The sequence below is a fragment of the Methylophilus sp. 13 genome, assembly GCF_015354335.1.
Classification (GTDB): domain Bacteria; phylum Pseudomonadota; class Gammaproteobacteria; order Burkholderiales; family Methylophilaceae; genus Methylophilus; species Methylophilus glucosoxydans.
On the sequence record NZ_JADKYR010000003.1, the window covers coordinates 645,583 to 662,115 of the forward strand.

The window sequence follows — 16,533 nt, forward strand, 5'->3', positions numbered from 1 at the left end:
ACCATGCAAACCGCCACTATCAAATTTGAAAAGTTCCAGTCGGCCAAAGACGATGACTGTCAGGCCCGTATTCTGGCTGCCCGCGAAAAGCTGGGTAAGCGACTGGTGATTCTGGGCCACCATTACCAGCACGAGAGTGTTTACCGCCATGCGGATTACTCTGGCGACTCACTGAAACTGTCTAAATATTGTGACAGCCTGGATGCGGAATACATCGTCTTTCTGGGTGTGCATTTCATGGCCGAGGTGGCTGACATCTTGAGCCGCCCGGATCAGGTCGTGATCTTGCCAGACTTGGCCGCAGGCTGCTCCATGGCAGACATGGCCAATCTGGCCAAGGTTGAGCGTAGCTATCGCGAACTCAGCAAAGTCCTTGATTTTGATGAAACCATCACACCGGTCACGTATATCAACTCCGCGGCAGACCTGAAAGCCTTCTGTGGTGAACATGGCGGCATTGTGTGCACCAGCACCAATGCCCCCAAAATCCTGGAGTGGGGCTTCAGCCAGCGCGAAAAAATCCTGTTCTTCCCGGATCAGCATCTGGGCCGTTGGAGCGGCTACAAAATGGGTATCCCATTAGAGCAAATGCCTGTCTGGGATCCAGATCTGCCCATGGGCGGCTTGACCGAACAGCAAATCAAAGACGCAAAAATCCTGCTGTGGAAAGGTCATTGCTCAGTACACCAGATGTTCCGCAAACAGAATATCGACCAGTTCCGTGCCCAGCATCCAGATGGCAAAGTCATCTCTCACCCTGAAACGGCGTTTGAGGTCTGCATCAACTCAGATTATGTCGGTTCTACAGAATACATCTTGCGTACCGTGAGTGAAGCCGAGCCTGGGACGAAATGGCTGGTAGGCACCGAATTGAACCTGGTCACACGCCTGGCCGAAGAAATGAAACCGCAAAACAAGCTGGTACAGTTCATGAGCCATGTGGTTTGCGAATGCTCAACCATGGCACGTATTGACCCGCAACACCTGGCCTGGTGCCTGGAAAACCTGGCCGATGGCAATGTGGTCAACCAGATTAAAGTGCCCGCGCATGAAGCCAAACTGGCCAAACTCACACTGGATAGAATGCTGGCCGTTTCCTGATGCGTAATTGCCCGCTGTGCCAACCAACCCCCTACGACTTGCTATGGCAGGATGATTTTTGCCGGGTAGTGTTATTGCACGACGCAGATTACCCTGCCTATTGCCGGGTGGAATTAATTGCACACGTCAAAGAAATGACCGACCTGCCTCCCGCAGCGCGAGCACGCACCATGAAAGTCGTGTTTGCTGTCGAAACTGCACTGCGGGAAGTCATACAACCGGATAAAATCAACCTGGCTAGCCTGGGTAATAAAACGCCGCATATGCACTGGCATGTGTTGCCAAGATTCGAGAGTGACAAACACTTTCCGAATAGCCACTGGGGCAGCGCTATGCGGGATTCCGAGAGTCAGCCTATGAGACAGGATGTTCGGGATCACCTACAACGCGTTGTAACTATGCGAGTGGAATGTGCGCTCAATAGCTAAAGCTTAAAGAGCTCCTCGATATTTAGGAGTTAGTGTTGCAACAGCTGTTGTAACGCATACCCACCCTCATCACTATCGTAATCACCATTTCGTGCGGGTGCACTAAGCATGCTTCTTAAGCCAGCTGCTTACGCCCCTCAACCATCCCAGTAAATCATCCACGTAGGTGTACAGCACCGGGATCACCACCAGACTCAGCACGGTTGAAGTAATTAATCCGCCAATCACCGTAATCGCCATTGGCGCGCGGAAGCTAGGATCCGCACTCCAGCCCAGTGCAATCGGCAGCATACCGGCAGCCATGGCAATGGTGGTCATGACAATCGGCCGCGCACGTTTATGGCACCCATCGATAATCGCATCAAACCGGCTTAACTGGCGCTCTTTTCTGGCCATGATGGTGTACTCCACCAGCAAGATCGAGTTTTTGGTCACCACACCCATCAACATCAACAACCCAATCACACTCGGCATGGAGAAGCTGTTGTGGGTGACCAGCAGGGCAAAGAAGGCCCCACCCAGTGACAAGGGCAGCGCCCCCAAGATGGTCACTGGTTGCAGAAAGTCGCCAAACAGCAAGACCAGCACCACATAGATGCACATCACGCCGATGACCATGGCGCCGCCAAAGCTGGCAAACAACTCGTTCATGCGTTTGGCGTCACCTGACTCCAGCTGCTTCACGCTGGGCGGCAGCGATTGCATGGCGGGCAGCTGTTGTACTTCACGCATGACCTCACCAATCTGACGCTTGTTGAGTTCGATATCGAAGGTCACATTGCGCATGCGGTCCATACGGTCAATTTGCTGCGGGCCACTGCCCATGCGCACGGTGGCAACAGTTTCTAAACTGACACTGCCGTTGCGTGCGGGTACCCGCAACTGGGCAATTTCTTGCAGGCTGGTGCGCACACTGGAACCCAATCGCACCCGGATAGGCACCTGGCGCTGAGGCAAATTGAGCTTGGGCATGGTGTTGGAGAAGTCGCCAGAGGTGGCAATGCGAATCACCTGTGCAATCGACTCTACCGTCACCCCCAGCTCGGCGGCCTTGTCGATATCGGGGATGATCTGCACCTCTGGCCGTTGCAGGCTGGCACTGGAAGTGATGTTGCCGACACCGCTCAAGGTACGCAATTGTTGCTCCAGCTGTTGGCTGGCATTGCCCAGCGCAATGCCATCATCGCTGGCCAGTGTGATCTGCAGTTTTTCACCGGATTCCCCAATGCCGACGTTGACGCGTGCGCCCGGCAAGGCCTTGAGTCGCTCACGTAACTCGGCTTCAATTTCGGATTGCTTCTGATGCCGCTCACTACGATCCGTCAGACTAATCACCAGGCTGCCCTTGCGCACATCCGTACTATTCTGCGAAGCATTGGGCCCACCCCCACCGGTGCTGGCCGTGCCCGCGGCACTAAACACTGCCTTCACTTCCGGGTGCTGCTTGACGATCTGCTCTGCCAGACTAACCACTTCGCGCGTCTGTTCCAGCGCGGTCCCCGGCTGCAACTCAATATTGACCTTGGTCTGGCTACTGTCAGAGGAAGGCACAAAGCCTTTAGGCAACAGTGGCATCAAACTCAATGAGCCGACAATGAACAATACAAATGCCAGCACCACGGTTTTGCGGTGGCGCAAACACCACTCCACACTGCGTAAGTAAGCGCGCATAAAGCCAGAGATTTGTTCTTCCTTGACTGGGTGCGGTTTTAACAAATAGGCTGACATCATGGGCGTCAACAAGCGGGCGACCACCAGCGAGCCCATGATCGCAATGGCCGCCGTAATGCCAAACTGCTTGAAGAATTTACCCGGAATACCGCCCATAAATGCGGTGGGTAGAAAAATCGCCACCAGCGTAAATGTGGTGGCAATCACCGCAAAGCCGATTTCATCAGCGGCCTCCATGGCGGCCTGATAAGGGGATTTGCCCATGCGCAGGTGGCGGACAATGTTTTCGATTTCCACAATGGCATCATCGACCAGAATCCCCACCACCAGCGCCATGGCAAGCAAAGTAAGAATATTGAGCGAGAAGCCGAAATATTGCATAAATGCAAAGGTCGGGATCATGGATAAAGGCAGAGCGACGGCGGCAATAATGGTGGCGCGCCAGTCGCGCAAAAACCACCACACCACCAGAATAGCGAGCAATGCCCCCTCGTACAGCAATTGCATGGAGCCGTGATAGTTATCTTCTACCGGCTTGACCATGTTAAAGGCCTCCACAATCTTCACTTGTGGATGCAAGACCCTGAATTTTTCCAGCGCGGCACGCACATCTTTGGCCACCGTCACCTCACTGGTGCCTTTGCTACGCGTAATTTCAAACCGGATGACTGGCTTGCCATCATAGCTGGCATAGGTGGTGCGCTCGGCATAGGTATCAATCACCTCCGCCACTTGCGACAACTTGATGTGGCGACCATCGCCGATGGGAATATCCAGATTGCGGACTTCATCCGCACTATGCAAGGCGCCCAGGGTGCGTACCGACTGAATATTGTCGCCAATATCCCCTCGCCCGCCCGAGGCATCCTGCTGTACGCGTTTGAGCTGTGCAGACACATCGCTGACATTGACACCCAAACCCGCCATCAAGGTCGGATCAAGATTAACCTGCACTTCGCGGTCTACGCCACCGGTACGCGTAATCTTGCCCACGCCATTCACTGCCAGCATGGCCTTGCTCACTTCGTTGTCAACAAACCACGATAGCTCGCCTTCATCCATATTGTCAGCCGAGGCGACGAAAGTGAGGATCGCGCTGCCCGAAGTCGTCACTTTAGACACGGTAGGCGTCAGTACCGCAGCGGGCAACTCCGAGCGCGCGCTATCAACCGCATTACGTACCAGATTCAGCGCCTCTTCACTGTTGGTATCTATGGTGAACTGCACACTGATGCTGACACTGCCATCGGTGATTTTGGTGGTCATGTGCTCGATCCCACCAATGGTCGCAATCTTGTCTTCAATCTTGCGGGCCACTTCGGTTTCCAGCTGTGGCGGGGCCGCACCTTCCAGCGTCGCACTGACCGAAATCACCGGCAGCTCAATATCCGGAAAGTTCTGTTTGCCTAATTGATTAAGTGATTTGAGACCAAGAAAGCTCAACACCACGAACAGCAGAATGGCGGGAACCGGATTGCGGATAGACCAGGCTGAAAAATTCATTTTGCAGCCTCAGGTTTGGTCACCGTCACGATTTTGACCCTATCCCCATCGTTGAGAAAAGCGCCACCACTGAGCACCAGCGAGGCCCCTGCCTCCACGCCACCAAGCAACTCTATCAGCTGCTCGCGGGTACGGCCGGTTTGTACCTTGCGCTGTGCGACCTGGCTGATACCGTCAGACCCGGATGGCGCCAGTTCAAACACATAGGCAAAGCCATCGCGGTAGGTGACGGCACTCAGTGGGACCGCCAACCCTTGCTGCTGGCCGATATCCACCTGTCCCTGCACATACATGCCAGGCTTGGCACTGCCTTTGGGGATATCCACATACACCAGCGCATTACGGGTATTGTTGTCGACGGTCGGCGAAATCAACCGCACGGTCCCGGCTACCTTCTTGCCGCCCGGCAAACTCAGGTTGACCGCTTGTCCGGCATGCAAAGCATTTTGCTGATCCGCATTCACCTCACCGCGCCACTCAATACGACTTTGCCGCACCAGTCTGAATAACTCCGCCCCGGCCGACACCACATTCCCCAAATTGGCAGAACGTGATGAAATGACCCCATCGTCAGGCGCCACCACTTTGGTCTGGCGCAAGCGGATTTTCTGGTTCTCCAGCTCCGCCTCGGACAAGGCGAGATTGGCCCGTGCCGTCTGCTCGGCAATCATGTATTCATTGATTTTTTGCGCCGATAGCGCGCCACTGTCCTTGATTTCACGCGCACGGTCTGCATTACTCTTTGCTTCAGCCAGCGCGGCCTTGTCTTTTTCAACCGTGGCGAGCTGTTTTTGCAAATCCGCCTTGACGGTTTCATCGGCCAAGACAACCAGCAACTGTCCCTTGCTCACTTGCGCGCCGACATCGGCCAGCACTTGCTGTATGCGCAATCCAGCTATTTCCGCACTGACCAGGGCCTCTTGCCAGGGATAGACGCTGCCATTTAGCATCAGAGTCGTCTGCCATTGCACCTTCACGGGCCGGGTGACCTCCACGCTCAAGGCGGCTTTGCCCTTGCCCGCTGACTGCGGCGCATGTTCTGTTTCAGTTTGATTGACGGCCGCGCGGTTAGCACGTTTTTCTGCCAGCTCGGCCTGATGACGCGGATGTTGCCAGAACCAGGCACTCACACCCACCAGCACGGCCGCAATGATTAAGAATTTGGTTTTTTTTGTCAGTCTGCTCGCCATTTTTATTTACCTTTTTTCCATGGGCTTGAGGATGATGGGTTTCACCGTCGCCTGTGTTTCCAGCCAGTCACCACCAAATGCCTTGTATAACGCAATCCACTGCAACACACGGTTTTTTTGCTGGGTGATAACGTTCAGCTCGGCATTAATTTTTTGCCTGCGGGCATCTTCGAGTGACAATAAATCCAGCCCGCCTGATTTCCAGTTGATCTCGGCGGCCTTGAAATATTGCTGATATTGCTGGGCACTGGCCTGCTCGGAGGTGGCGCGGCGGGTAGCACTTTCCAGATTCACCAAAGCCTGCTCTACTTCTTTGACAGCATTACGCACATCCTGCTGATAGGTTGCCAGCAAGCTATCGTAATTGGCACGCGCTTCTGCCAGATCCGCACGCAAAGTGCCGCCATCAAAAATCGGCAACTTGAGAGAAGGGCCATACGACCAGGAGTCGGTGCGTGTCACCGTGCCATTAAAGTTGGTGCGGCGATAGCCGATCGATCCGGTCAGGGTCAGGCTAGGGTACATCTGGGCTTTGGAGACGCCGATATTGGCACTGGCTTCCGCCAAGTTGCGCTCATCAATGGCCAGGTCTGGGCGCCGGGTCAGTAAACTGGCCGGCAAGGCCTGCACGTCAAACATGGCAGGCTCTGGCAAGCTTTTGCCTTTCGCCAACCATTGACGCAACTCAGGCTCAGGCAAATTGGTCAACGCCACCAGCGCTTTTACCAGTCCATCACATTCGGCTTGCTGCCCATCCAGCGTAGACTCACTGGCGCGTGTCGCTGCCTCTGCGAGTGCCAGGTCTGACGGAGCGGAGAAACCAGCCTTGGCAGAAATGCCTGTCAAACGCGCGGTCTCTTTACGAGAGTCATAGGCCTGTTGCAGGGCGTCTACCGATGCCTGGCAGGCACGGTAATTCACATAATTATTTGCTACCTCGGCGGCCAGGCTCAAGCGTGCATCGTGCCAGGCAATTTTCTTGGACTCCAGTTGCGCTTTGGCTGCCTGCTTGGCGGCTTTCACCTTGCCAAACAAATCCACTTCCCAGCTGGCATCCAGTGAAATCGAATCAACTTCAATGGTACTGGCCGGAAACGCGCCACCACCACCGCCTTTACTCTTGGTGGCACTGCCGGTGCTGGTTAAATCAGGGATCCCTTGCGCACGGGCAGACAAGACATTGGCGCGCGACACACGGATATTGGCCAGCGCAATTTCAAGCGAGGGACTTTCTTTCTGTGCCTCAGTGAGCAGATGGTCAAGCACAGGATCGTTGAATTGCCCCCACCAATTGTTCAGCGACGCCAGATTGCCGCCATGCGGCAACGGCGCTTGCCATTCTGTAGCTACCTTGGGTTTTGGGCGGATATATTCATCCATCACCGAGCAACTCGCCAGCGGCAAACACACGACAGCCAACCATAGCGGCAGGCGACGCAGGTTTACCGCAACCTTTAAGACAGGCTGCTTCATTTTTGTTCCATCCCGTGTAATCCTCTCAAGAATAACTGCACCACAAATGCAATGTGTGCTTCTGCATCCCAATCTGCTTCTTGCACCCCGAATAATGCTTTATGGCGAGGGCCGGCGATCAGTAGCTCGCAATAAGACTCAGCCGCCCGCATAAAATTCAGTTGTGGCAACTCGCCTTTATCCGCATACGTTTTAAAGATATTTGCCAACATTTGATAGATGCGCTCCGGCCCCACTTCTTTGACTGCCCTCGCCAACTCCGGTAAATGTGATACTTCTGAAATCGCAATTCTAAAAAAGGACACCATGCGCGGTTCAAGGACTTTTTTCAACATCAGTCGCCCGATATGCGTGAGCACCGTGGCCAGCGAGGGGTCGGCTAACTGCTCAAGATTGGTCATGGCACGCACATCCTGCTCCACCATGTGCTTGAGCGCCGCGATCAATAACGCATCCTTGTTGCTGTAACGCTCATAGATGGTTCGCGTCGAGACGCCACAGGTTGCGGCAATCCGCGCAATACTGGTCCGTGCCACGCCCTCGGTCATAAACAGTTCGAGGGCCTGCGCCAGAAATTGGGCGTGCCGCTCCTGTGTTGTCCCGGTTTTTGGCCGCCCCACCTTAGGTTTGGCAGCGGCTGTGCGTGTAGAAGGCATGTCGTCCTGCGTATCCATAAAATAAAAATAAAACGTTTTATTTTCAATTTTATGAAGATTCTAAAAAAGCGCAAGCAGTTTGTTGTATCTGGCTGGCTACAAAGCGCTTAAGAGCATAGTTTAGTTTGTTATACTCGCTGCACTTTTTAATCGCAGGCAGTCGCCATGGCTCTCAAATCCACCATTTATAAAATCAATCTCAATATTGCGGATATGGACAGGCATTACTATCAGACGCATATGCTGACCTTGGCCAAGCACCCCTCGGAAACAGAAGAGCGACTGATGGTCAGACTGCTGGCGTTTGTGCTCTATGCGGATGAAGCCTTGCAATTTGGCAAAGGCCTGAGTGACGACGATGAGCCGGATCTCTGGCAAAAAGACCTTACCGGGGCAATAGAACGCTGGATAGGCGTCGGCCTGCCTGACGAGCGTGAGATTCGCAAAGCCTGCGGAAAAGCCAAGCAAGTGGTGCAAGTGCTTTATGGTGGCAGAACTGCAGAGATGTGGTGGGAGCAACAACAAAAAGCCATGCTTAAACTGGATAATGTCACGGTGATTAACCTGCCGGAAACCCAGGCACTCACAGCCGCTGCCTCACGCAGCCTGAGCATGAGCGTCACCATACAAGATCAGCAATTATTAGTGAGTCATGACAACGGGAGTTTTGAGCTTTCTCCCGTCATCCTCAAGGCCTAGCATCCTTCTTCCGTCTTGGAAGCTGATTGAGCACAGGCTCAAAAACAAAACCCTTCATGGATCACATGAAGGGTTTTTGTTGCACCGGCACAGCCGGCGTTCAACAGCACTCAATTAAATTCAGTCTGCCGGTGAGCCCATATAAGGGCGCTTGCCAATAAAGTTCAGGCGCATTTGCTGGTGCTTGTCCAGGCCTTTATCCGGGTTATCTGTGATCAAGCCTGTGCCTTCCCATTTATCTTCAGGGCTTTGCTGTTTTGCCTGTGGGGCTTTACTGTAAGGCCGCTTGCCGAGGAAGTGGTTCTGATGCAGATTGTGTACACCACTCTCAGCGTCAGAGGTATCGCCTGCTTGAACATTCGCCATGAAGCCAAATGTTACCAGAACTGCTAATAACAATTTACTCATTTTACGCTCCTTAAATCGCTCATTCTTTAATAGTTTTTACCGTTAGGGTGAGTAACGGTCAGGATTATGGTGGCATAGTTACCTGACAACTACCTGACTAAAACGCACGTTTGGACAATTGATGCATTTTCATCACTTGCTGCGCTTGTGCGGATGCAGGATTTACAACCAAAGTCGCACCTACCCAGGCTTGATCAGCCGCTGCGCTAGCCACCACGGCAGGTGTAGCATAAGGCCGTTTGCTTAAAAAATGCTGTGTATGCGCGGTTTGTTGAATATTTTTCTCACCTTCAAATGCCACGACCGTTGAGGCCACGAACAAACTTGAAACCATAAAACCCACAGAAATAAATTTACGCATCATGTGTCTCCTTATACGGTTAATGTGATTCATGTCTTCTCGTTTACATGTTTGCTCAATCACGATGGTTTGCATTTTGCCAGCCAGCAGACAAGAAAGAATCTCTCGATATACGTAGTTTGGTATATACCTAACGGCATACATCATTATTTAGATGGCTATTGAAAGTAAGTGCCTAGCCAACCAATGCGCTGAGATTGCTCGCCAGGTGAATGCCAGCAAACCAGAGGTATGCTCAAGGAAACAAGCGATGCTCGGCGGGCCAAACACCACCATACAAGGCTTCAGGATGGCGTAGCATCAGGCGCTGCCTGATCTCGCGTAACCTGCGCAATGGGACGGATACGACCATGAGGATATTGCCTTGCTCCAGCTGTTGACTGTGGGCACGCAAGCGATACCCGGGTGCGGCAGTCGCGATGGCCGCTGCCCACGCAGCACAGGCGAGTGCTCCAATGACCATGCAATACGGAATCACGGTGAAAGCAACTTCGCCAAACCACCATGGGAAAAAGCAGGCGAGTAAGCCGCTTAACAAGCCAACGATTGCGCCAAAGACAAACCCGGCCATCGCACTATAAAGAACATCGGATTTTTCTACGGCACCGGCTTTTGGTAATTGCGCTAGCAAATGTTCATGCCGGGCATGAAAATGGATGTGATTTTCATCAATACGATCAAGCAGTAATTCATTCATCACGGCCTGAGCACTGTGAAGATTGGGTAAAATAAAATAGAGTCTGCGCCTCATCGTGTTCTCCTATCCATATTGTCATCAATATATTGATGGATAGAAGAATGCGTTGAAGATTCACTTTTTAACACCTGTATGGCTGAAACAGGCTCACGCCAACAGAATCACTAACGGTCCTCTAATTGACCGCTCCATACACGGGCCAGTTTTGATAATTTATAGCGCATGCCTGTGCTCTCATTAGAAAGCGCATCCAGAAACAATGACAGCCGACGCGATTTAATCACAGTATAAAAAGTAAGCAGGCTGACAGGCACAAAGACGATACCAAAATATGCCAGCTTCTCCAGCAGACTGGTTTGGGTCAGGTCGATTAAATTCATGCCCAGCAAGCCACTGGTCATGGTGCCGATGAGGCCCAGAATAGTGACCACGGTAAGGCGGACGACCGTATCCGCCTGCCGCTTGATTTCTTCGCCTTCCAGATATTCGGCCATATCCATAATGCGGCGGCGAGTTTTCTCAAACAGGCTGACCGAATCCAGTTGCTTGAGCATCAAGGCAAACAGGTCTTTGGCGACGGCCTGATCAGACACATTTTCAAACCAGTAGCGGTGTGTAAAGCGCAGAAACACGGCCGTGACATGCCGGATATTGTTGCGGAAAGATTTGACCGAGTCCTCACTCTGCATATTCAGGCGGCTGATGGCTTGCACCATGCGGTCTGACAGCATCAGCAAGGCCGCTTTTTGAAAATGGGCGATTAAGAACAATAGAAAATACTGGTTTTGGTAATGGCGCTTGATGCCGTTTTTGTCATTGCTGAACACGCGGTGCTGATGACTGCCTACCACGACAAAATTCTGGCCGGTACACATTATGCGCGTGGTGCTCCAGGGGTCTTGGCGGACCTCATCCCAGTAGCGGTCATAGCAATGCTGTTGCTCAAAGTCTTGCAAAAACTGTTCACTAAACGGCAAGGTATCTGAATGCCAGGGCTGGCAAACCAGGCCCAGCCGGATCAAGTCTCCGCGCGACAAGGTACTCACATCATCAAACGCCAGATAAGCCATCAAGGGCATGCGCTGATATTCAATTTCACGGTAACGCAACTCGCCAGACTGGCCGGAGTAATGTTGCACGAGCGGCGACATCAGTGCTGACCAGTGCAATGAGACACAAGGGACGTGATTCTCTTTCACAAAGGCCAGGTAGCGGGCCTTGTCTTCATAATCAGAGGCAGCAATGACCTGATCGTGCTGATCCAGCCACTCCACCCGTTTTGCGCAATGCCCGCCCTCGCCGGTATCATCCCAGTAATTGGGATAGGTGCGGCCCAGACGGTAGAGGATTTCCATAGCGTCGTTAAGCGCGAGATCACTGGCGGTCACTTCTAGCGCCAGCATGGCAACATCAATATCAAAAAAGAAATACAGCTCGATATGCGCAACCCGCAAAGTGAGCGGGGTCGCATGCTCCGGCAAGGTGATACGGACGGCACGGATATCCTGACGACTAAAAATATGCAGTGGCGATTCGCCATAGCCGCCAGAAGCATGGCCATGCTTGCCCTCGCCATACAAAAAACGCTGGGCAAAAGGCATAAAGGTGACGAACTCTTGATAGCGCGTTTCACTTAAGTGCGGGGCGCTATGTAAAAAATCATCCTCAATTTCTACCCAGGGCGAATCCTTGATGGCCTTGAGCGTTTCCCAGGGCGCATCTACGGCGCCGGGGACAAGATGATCAGTCATCAATTGCACGGGCCACAGCAAAGTTTGCCGAAAATCCCTGACGATACTGGTGTGCAGATTGTCTGGCATGTGCAGTCTCCTGACCGCGATTGTGATGGCAAACTATAGCGCGTTTGACCATGGCGACATGGCGCAAAAAACAGTCATTTTGTGGACTAAATGACAAGATTGCTGGCCATAAAAAAACCGGCACGAGGCCGGTTTTTAAAAGCTTAAGGCACCAAAAAATTACACTTTTTGATAAACCTCAGCGCCTTTTTTCACAAACTCGATGGCTTTTTCCTGCATGCCTTTTTCCAGCGCCACCTGTTCATCCACCCCCAGTTTATCGGCGTAGTCGCGCACATCCTGTGTAATTTTCATTGAACAGAAGTGCGGGCCACACATGGAGCAGAAGTGTGCCTGTTTGGCGCCTTCTTGCGGCAAGGTTTCATCGTGGAATTCCTTGGCTTTTTCAGGATCAAGCCCGAGGTTAAACTGGTCCTCCCAGCGGAATTCGAAACGCGCCTTGGACAAGGCATTGTCCCGGATCTGGGCGCCTGGATGGCCTTTGGCCAGGTCAGCGGCATGCGCCGCAATCTTGTAGGTAATGATGCCTACGCGGACGTCTTCCTTGTCCGGCAAGCCCAGATGCTCTTTCGGGGTCACATAACACAGCATGGCGCAGCCGTACCAGCCGATCATGGCCGCACCGATACCGGAAGTAATGTGGTCATAGCCTGGCGCAATGTCGGTGGTCAATGGGCCCAGCGTGTAGAACGGGGCTTCGCCACAGTGCTCCAGTTGCAGGTCCATGTTTTCCTTGATCAGGTGCATAGGCACATGACCCGGGCCTTCGATCATGCACTGCACGTCATGTTTCCAGGCAATCTGGGTCAACTCACCCAAGGTCTTCAGCTCGGCAAATTGGGCTTCGTCGTTGGCATCGTAGATAGAGCCTGGACGCAAGCCGTCACCCAGCGAGAATGACACGTCATACTGCTTCATGATCTCGCAGATTTCTTCAAAGTGCGTATACAGGAAAGACTCTTTATGATGCGCCAGACACCATTTGGCCATAATAGAGCCGCCACGTGACACGATACCGGTCATGCGTTTGGCGGTCATTGGAATGTATGCGAGGCGCACACCAGCGTGAATCGTAAAATAGTCTACGCCCTGCTCTGCCTGTTCAATCAGCGTGTCGCGGAAGATTTCCCAGGTCAGGTCTTCGGCCTTGCCGTTCACTTTTTCCAGCGCCTGGTAGATAGGCACAGTACCAATCGGCACGGGTGAGTTACGGATAATCCACTCACGGGTTTCATGGATGTTTTTACCAGTGGACAGATCCATCACGGTATCGCCACCCCAACGGGTGCCCCACACCATTTTTTCCACTTCTTCAGAGATGGAAGAACCCAGTGCAGAGTTACCGATGTTGGCATTGATCTTGACTAGGAAATTACGGCCAATAATCATGGGCTCGATTTCTGGGTGGTTGATGTTGGCCGGAATAATGGCACGGCCACGCGCCACTTCGTCACGCACAAATTCTGGCGTGATGACAGGGGGAATACTGGCACCGTAGTTCTGGCCAGGGTGTTGCGTTTGCAACAGCTCGCTCATGTTTTCACGGCGCTGGTTTTCACGGATGGCGATAAACTCCATCTCGGGTGTGATGATGCCTTGTCGCGCATAATGCATCTGGCTAACATTTTTACCCGCTTTGGCACGCAGCGGTTTGCGATGCAGGTTAAAGCGCATTTGTGACAACTCTGGATCGACCAGGCGCTGATGACCGAATTCAGACGTCGGGCCATCCAGCTGCTCTACATCTCCCCGCTCCATAATCCATTGCGCACGCAACGCTGGCAGACCGTTACGGATATCGATCTCTACATTCGGGTCAGTGTAAGGGCCGGAAGTGTCATACACAACCACAGGTGGATTGGTATCCCCACCAAAGCTGGAAGGGGTATCACTCAGTGAAATTTCACGAAATGGCACACGGATATCAGGGCGTGAACCTTCAACGTAAATTTTGCGTGATTTGGCAAACGGTTTGGTAGCAGCTTCGTCAACTTTGGCATCCGCGTTGACGAATTTGATGTTCTTATCAATAGCGTTCATTAGGCATCCTTAAAAGAAAAGACGTAAGGATGCGAAGACTTGCATTCCCTACGGCGGTATGACCCGCATCAGGTTCGAAGGGTAACTCTCACTGCAAAAACCTCACAAAATGAAGTATTTACAGACCCCTAGCAACGGACGAATTGTGCGGGAAAAAGCCTGATAACGCAAGTAAAACAAAGTTTTGCGTCTGCCTGCGCTTGACAAGTAGACAGACCTGTCTACAATTCACCTGCCCGACACAAAAAACATCACGGGTTAATTTTTTAATAGGCTCAGGAGAGAAAATATGAACGTGTTATTAATAGGTGCAGTGGCTTGTATCACTGCGTTGATTTTGTCTGCATGGCTGATGACTTTTGCCCGCTGGTTTCCGATCAAGGGTATAGATGGCGAGTTTTTGGTGGACTATAAAACCATGATACGCGCCCATGTCGACTACGCCCTTATGGCCCTGTTTGGACTGGGATTTTATGGCGCAGCCAAGGCCGCAGGCATAGAGTTGCATTATTTTGCCTGTGTGTGCGTGGCTATCGGCGGCTTTACCAACCCGACCGTGTTTGTGATTGCCGCATTTGATCCCGACTTCTGGAACAAAACCAAATGGAAAGTTTATTCTGCCATCAGCTTCGTGCTCACGACCATCGGCTTTATGACGATCTCATGGCAGCTGATTTGCCATGCCTTGGGCCAATAGCGAATAGATGAACTGAGGTCTCTAACCCGGGTTTATCCAGTTTTAGTTTGATGCTTGCCTGCCGATAACTATTTATGCGTGTGACGAACGTCATGCGCAGGCAGCAAATGACTTTACACTTGAAATGCTAACAGGAGATCAGAATGAAAAAATTCGCAGCTTTAGTATTGGTAATGATGGCCGTATTCTCAAATGTTTCTTTTGCAGATGAGCATTGCAAAGACCATCACGACAAAGAGCATTGTAAGTAATCCTGAGCCACCAAGCTTAGAGAGTCGTGTCAAAAAAACAAACCCCGCCAAAAGCGGGGTTTGTTTTTTTTATCCAACTGCCAATTAAGGGACTAGCCCAACATCTTCTTAAGTAGCTCATTGACCTGCGCCGGATTCGCCTTGCCTTTAGAGGCTTTCATACACTGGCCTACCAGCGCATTAAAGGCTTTCTCCTTGCCAGATTTGTACTCATCGACCATGGCCTGGTTCGCCGCCAGCACCTCTTTGATGATGGCTTCAATCGCGCCTGTGTCAGACACTTGCTTGAGACCTTTGGCTTCGATAATGGCATCTACTTCACCCTCGCCTGCCCACAAACCTTCAAACACCTGTTTGGCGGCATTGTTGGAAATGGTGTTGTCAGCAATACGCTTGAGCAAGGCAGCCAACTGCTGGGCAGAGACGGGACTGTCAGTAATCGTTTTTTCTTCCGCATTGAGCTTGGCAGAAAGCGCGCCCATCAGCCAGTTAGCCGCCTGTTTGGGCTCGGCACCTGCTTGTACCGTGGCCATAAAATAATCAGCCATGCTGCGTGAAGCCGTCAATGTGCTGGCATCATAAGCAGAGAGTTGGTACTCGCTCACCAACCGCGCCTGCAAGGCTTGTGGCAACTCTGGCATCTCGGCACGCACGCGTGCTTTATCGGCCTCAGTCACTTCCAGCGGCAGCAGGTCCGGGTCAGGGAAATAGCGATAATCATTGGCTTCTTCCTTGGTACGCATGGCACGCGTTTCACCGGTGTCCGGGTTAAACAGGACAGTTGCTTGCTGGATGGTGCCGCCATCCTCCAGCGTTTCGATTTGCCACTGGGTCTCATACTCAATGGCTTGCTGCATGAACTTGAACGAGTTCAGGTTTTTGATCTCGCGGCGGGTACCGAACTTTTCAGTTCCCTTGGGGCGCACCGAGACGTTGACGTCGCAACGGAAAGATCCTTCCTGCATATTGCCGTCGCAAATGCCTATCCACTGCACCAGTTCATGTAACTTCTTGGCATAAGCGACCGCTTCGGCGGCACTGCGCATATCGGGTTCAGTCACGATTTCCAGCAAGGGCGTCCCCGCACGGTTCAAGTCTATGCCGGACATACCTTCGACGGCACCGTGCACAGATTTACCAGCATCTTCTTCAAGGTGCGCACGCGTGATATTGATCACCTTCTCATAGGCCTCGGTATTTTTGCCCGCTGGGACCTGAATGGTCAGCTGACCTTTGCCAACTACCGGCAGCTCAAACTGGCTGATCTGGTAGCCCTTGGGCAAGTCGGGATAAAAATAATTTTTACGCGAGAATACGCTGCGCGGCGCCATTTCGGCATCAATCGCCAGGCCAAACTTGATCGCGCATTCCACGGCTTTTTTGTTGAGCACAGGCAACACCCCTGGCAGCGCAATACTCACCTCACAGGCTTGCGTATTTGGCGCCGCCCCATAAGTGGTGGAGGCCCCGCTAAACTGTTTGGAATTAGTTTGTAACTGTACGTGGGTTTCCAACCCGATCACGACTTCCCACTGCAT

14 protein-coding genes and 1 riboswitch are annotated in these 16,533 nt (G+C 52.4%); of the genes, 4 read left to right on the forward strand and 10 right to left on the reverse strand.

Annotation, left to right across the window (positions count from 1 at the left end; translation table 11 throughout):
- Positions 1 to 3 precede the first annotated feature (3 nt).
- Both nadA and INP77_RS10840 read left to right on the forward strand, forming a co-directional pair.
- Positions 4 to 1,101 (forward strand): quinolinate synthase NadA, encoded by a 1,098-nt coding sequence (nadA, locus tag INP77_RS10835; RefSeq protein WP_194749016.1) that lies wholly within the window; start codon positions 4 to 6, stop codon positions 1,099 to 1,101.
- Positions 1,101 to 1,529 carry an HIT family protein gene (locus INP77_RS10840; RefSeq protein WP_194749017.1) on the forward strand — a complete coding sequence of 143 codons (429 nt, stop codon included), beginning with the start codon at positions 1,101 to 1,103 and terminating at the stop codon, positions 1,527 to 1,529. The genes nadA and INP77_RS10840 overlap by 1 nt, the downstream gene beginning before the upstream one ends.
- Positions 1,530 to 1,631: 102 nt before the next feature.
- On the opposite strand, the gene INP77_RS10845 is transcribed toward INP77_RS10840, so the two are convergent.
- From INP77_RS10845 to INP77_RS10860, 4 genes are read right to left on the reverse strand one after another with little or no spacing between them, the layout of a single operon-like run.
- Positions 1,632 to 4,703, reverse strand: a complete 3,072-nt coding sequence (locus INP77_RS10845) for an efflux RND transporter permease subunit (RefSeq protein ID WP_194749018.1) — start codon at positions 4,701 to 4,703, stop codon at positions 1,632 to 1,634.
- The gene (locus INP77_RS10850) at positions 4,700 to 5,893 is read right to left on the reverse strand and encodes an efflux RND transporter periplasmic adaptor subunit (RefSeq protein ID WP_194749019.1); all 1,194 of its coding nucleotides are present in this window, start codon (positions 5,891 to 5,893) and stop codon (positions 4,700 to 4,702) included. Before INP77_RS10850 ends, INP77_RS10845 begins: the two co-directional genes overlap by 4 nt.
- A 6-nt stretch (positions 5,894 to 5,899) precedes the next feature.
- Positions 5,900 to 7,366, reverse strand: coding sequence for an efflux transporter outer membrane subunit (locus tag INP77_RS10855; RefSeq protein ID WP_194749020.1), 1,467 nt, complete (start codon positions 7,364 to 7,366; stop codon positions 5,900 to 5,902).
- Positions 7,363 to 8,022: a TetR/AcrR family transcriptional regulator gene (locus INP77_RS10860; protein WP_194749021.1), complete on the reverse strand. Its 660-nt coding sequence runs from the start codon at positions 8,020 to 8,022 to the stop codon at positions 7,363 to 7,365. The genes INP77_RS10855 and INP77_RS10860 overlap by 4 nt, the downstream gene beginning before the upstream one ends.
- 165 nt (positions 8,023 to 8,187) lie before the next feature.
- On the opposite strand from INP77_RS10860, the gene INP77_RS10865 reads away from it, so the two are divergent.
- Positions 8,188 to 8,721 carry a YaeQ family protein gene (locus INP77_RS10865; RefSeq protein ID WP_194749022.1) on the forward strand — a complete coding sequence of 178 codons (534 nt, stop codon included), beginning with the start codon at positions 8,188 to 8,190 and terminating at the stop codon, positions 8,719 to 8,721.
- Between the two features lie 120 nt (positions 8,722 to 8,841).
- On the opposite strand, the gene INP77_RS10870 is transcribed toward INP77_RS10865, so the two are convergent.
- From INP77_RS10870 to thiC, 5 genes are all read right to left on the reverse strand, one after another.
- Positions 8,842 to 9,129 carry a hypothetical protein gene (locus INP77_RS10870; RefSeq protein WP_194749024.1) on the reverse strand — a complete coding sequence of 96 codons (288 nt, stop codon included), beginning with the start codon at positions 9,127 to 9,129 and terminating at the stop codon, positions 8,842 to 8,844.
- A gap of 97 nt (positions 9,130 to 9,226) precedes the next feature.
- Positions 9,227 to 9,493, reverse strand: coding sequence for a hypothetical protein (locus INP77_RS10875; protein ID WP_228518866.1), 267 nt, complete (start codon positions 9,491 to 9,493; stop codon positions 9,227 to 9,229).
- 232 nt (positions 9,494 to 9,725) lie between these two features.
- Positions 9,726 to 10,187 carry a hypothetical protein gene (locus INP77_RS10880; protein WP_228518867.1) on the reverse strand — a complete coding sequence of 154 codons (462 nt, stop codon included), beginning with the start codon at positions 10,185 to 10,187 and terminating at the stop codon, positions 9,726 to 9,728.
- Positions 10,188 to 10,351: 164 nt separating this feature from the next.
- Positions 10,352 to 12,007, reverse strand: a complete 1,656-nt coding sequence (locus INP77_RS10885; protein ID WP_194749028.1) for a hypothetical protein — start codon at positions 12,005 to 12,007, stop codon at positions 10,352 to 10,354.
- 159 nt (positions 12,008 to 12,166) lie between these two features.
- Positions 12,167 to 14,047, reverse strand: a complete 1,881-nt coding sequence (gene thiC, locus INP77_RS10890) for a phosphomethylpyrimidine synthase ThiC (protein WP_228518868.1) — start codon at positions 14,045 to 14,047, stop codon at positions 12,167 to 12,169.
- A gap of 27 nt (positions 14,048 to 14,074) precedes the next feature.
- Positions 14,075 to 14,187, reverse strand: a riboswitch (TPP riboswitch).
- A gap of 149 nt (positions 14,188 to 14,336) precedes the next feature.
- On the opposite strand from thiC, the gene INP77_RS10895 reads away from it, so the two are divergent.
- Positions 14,337 to 14,744, forward strand: a complete 408-nt coding sequence (locus tag INP77_RS10895; protein ID WP_194749029.1) for a hypothetical protein — start codon at positions 14,337 to 14,339, stop codon at positions 14,742 to 14,744.
- Positions 14,745 to 15,087: 343 nt separating this feature from the next.
- Here the strand turns inward: INP77_RS10895 and gatB are convergent, their stop codons facing one another.
- The gene (gene gatB / locus INP77_RS10900; protein ID WP_194749030.1) at positions 15,088 to 16,533 is read right to left on the reverse strand and encodes an Asp-tRNA(Asn)/Glu-tRNA(Gln) amidotransferase subunit GatB; all 1,446 of its coding nucleotides are present in this window, start codon (positions 16,531 to 16,533) and stop codon (positions 15,088 to 15,090) included.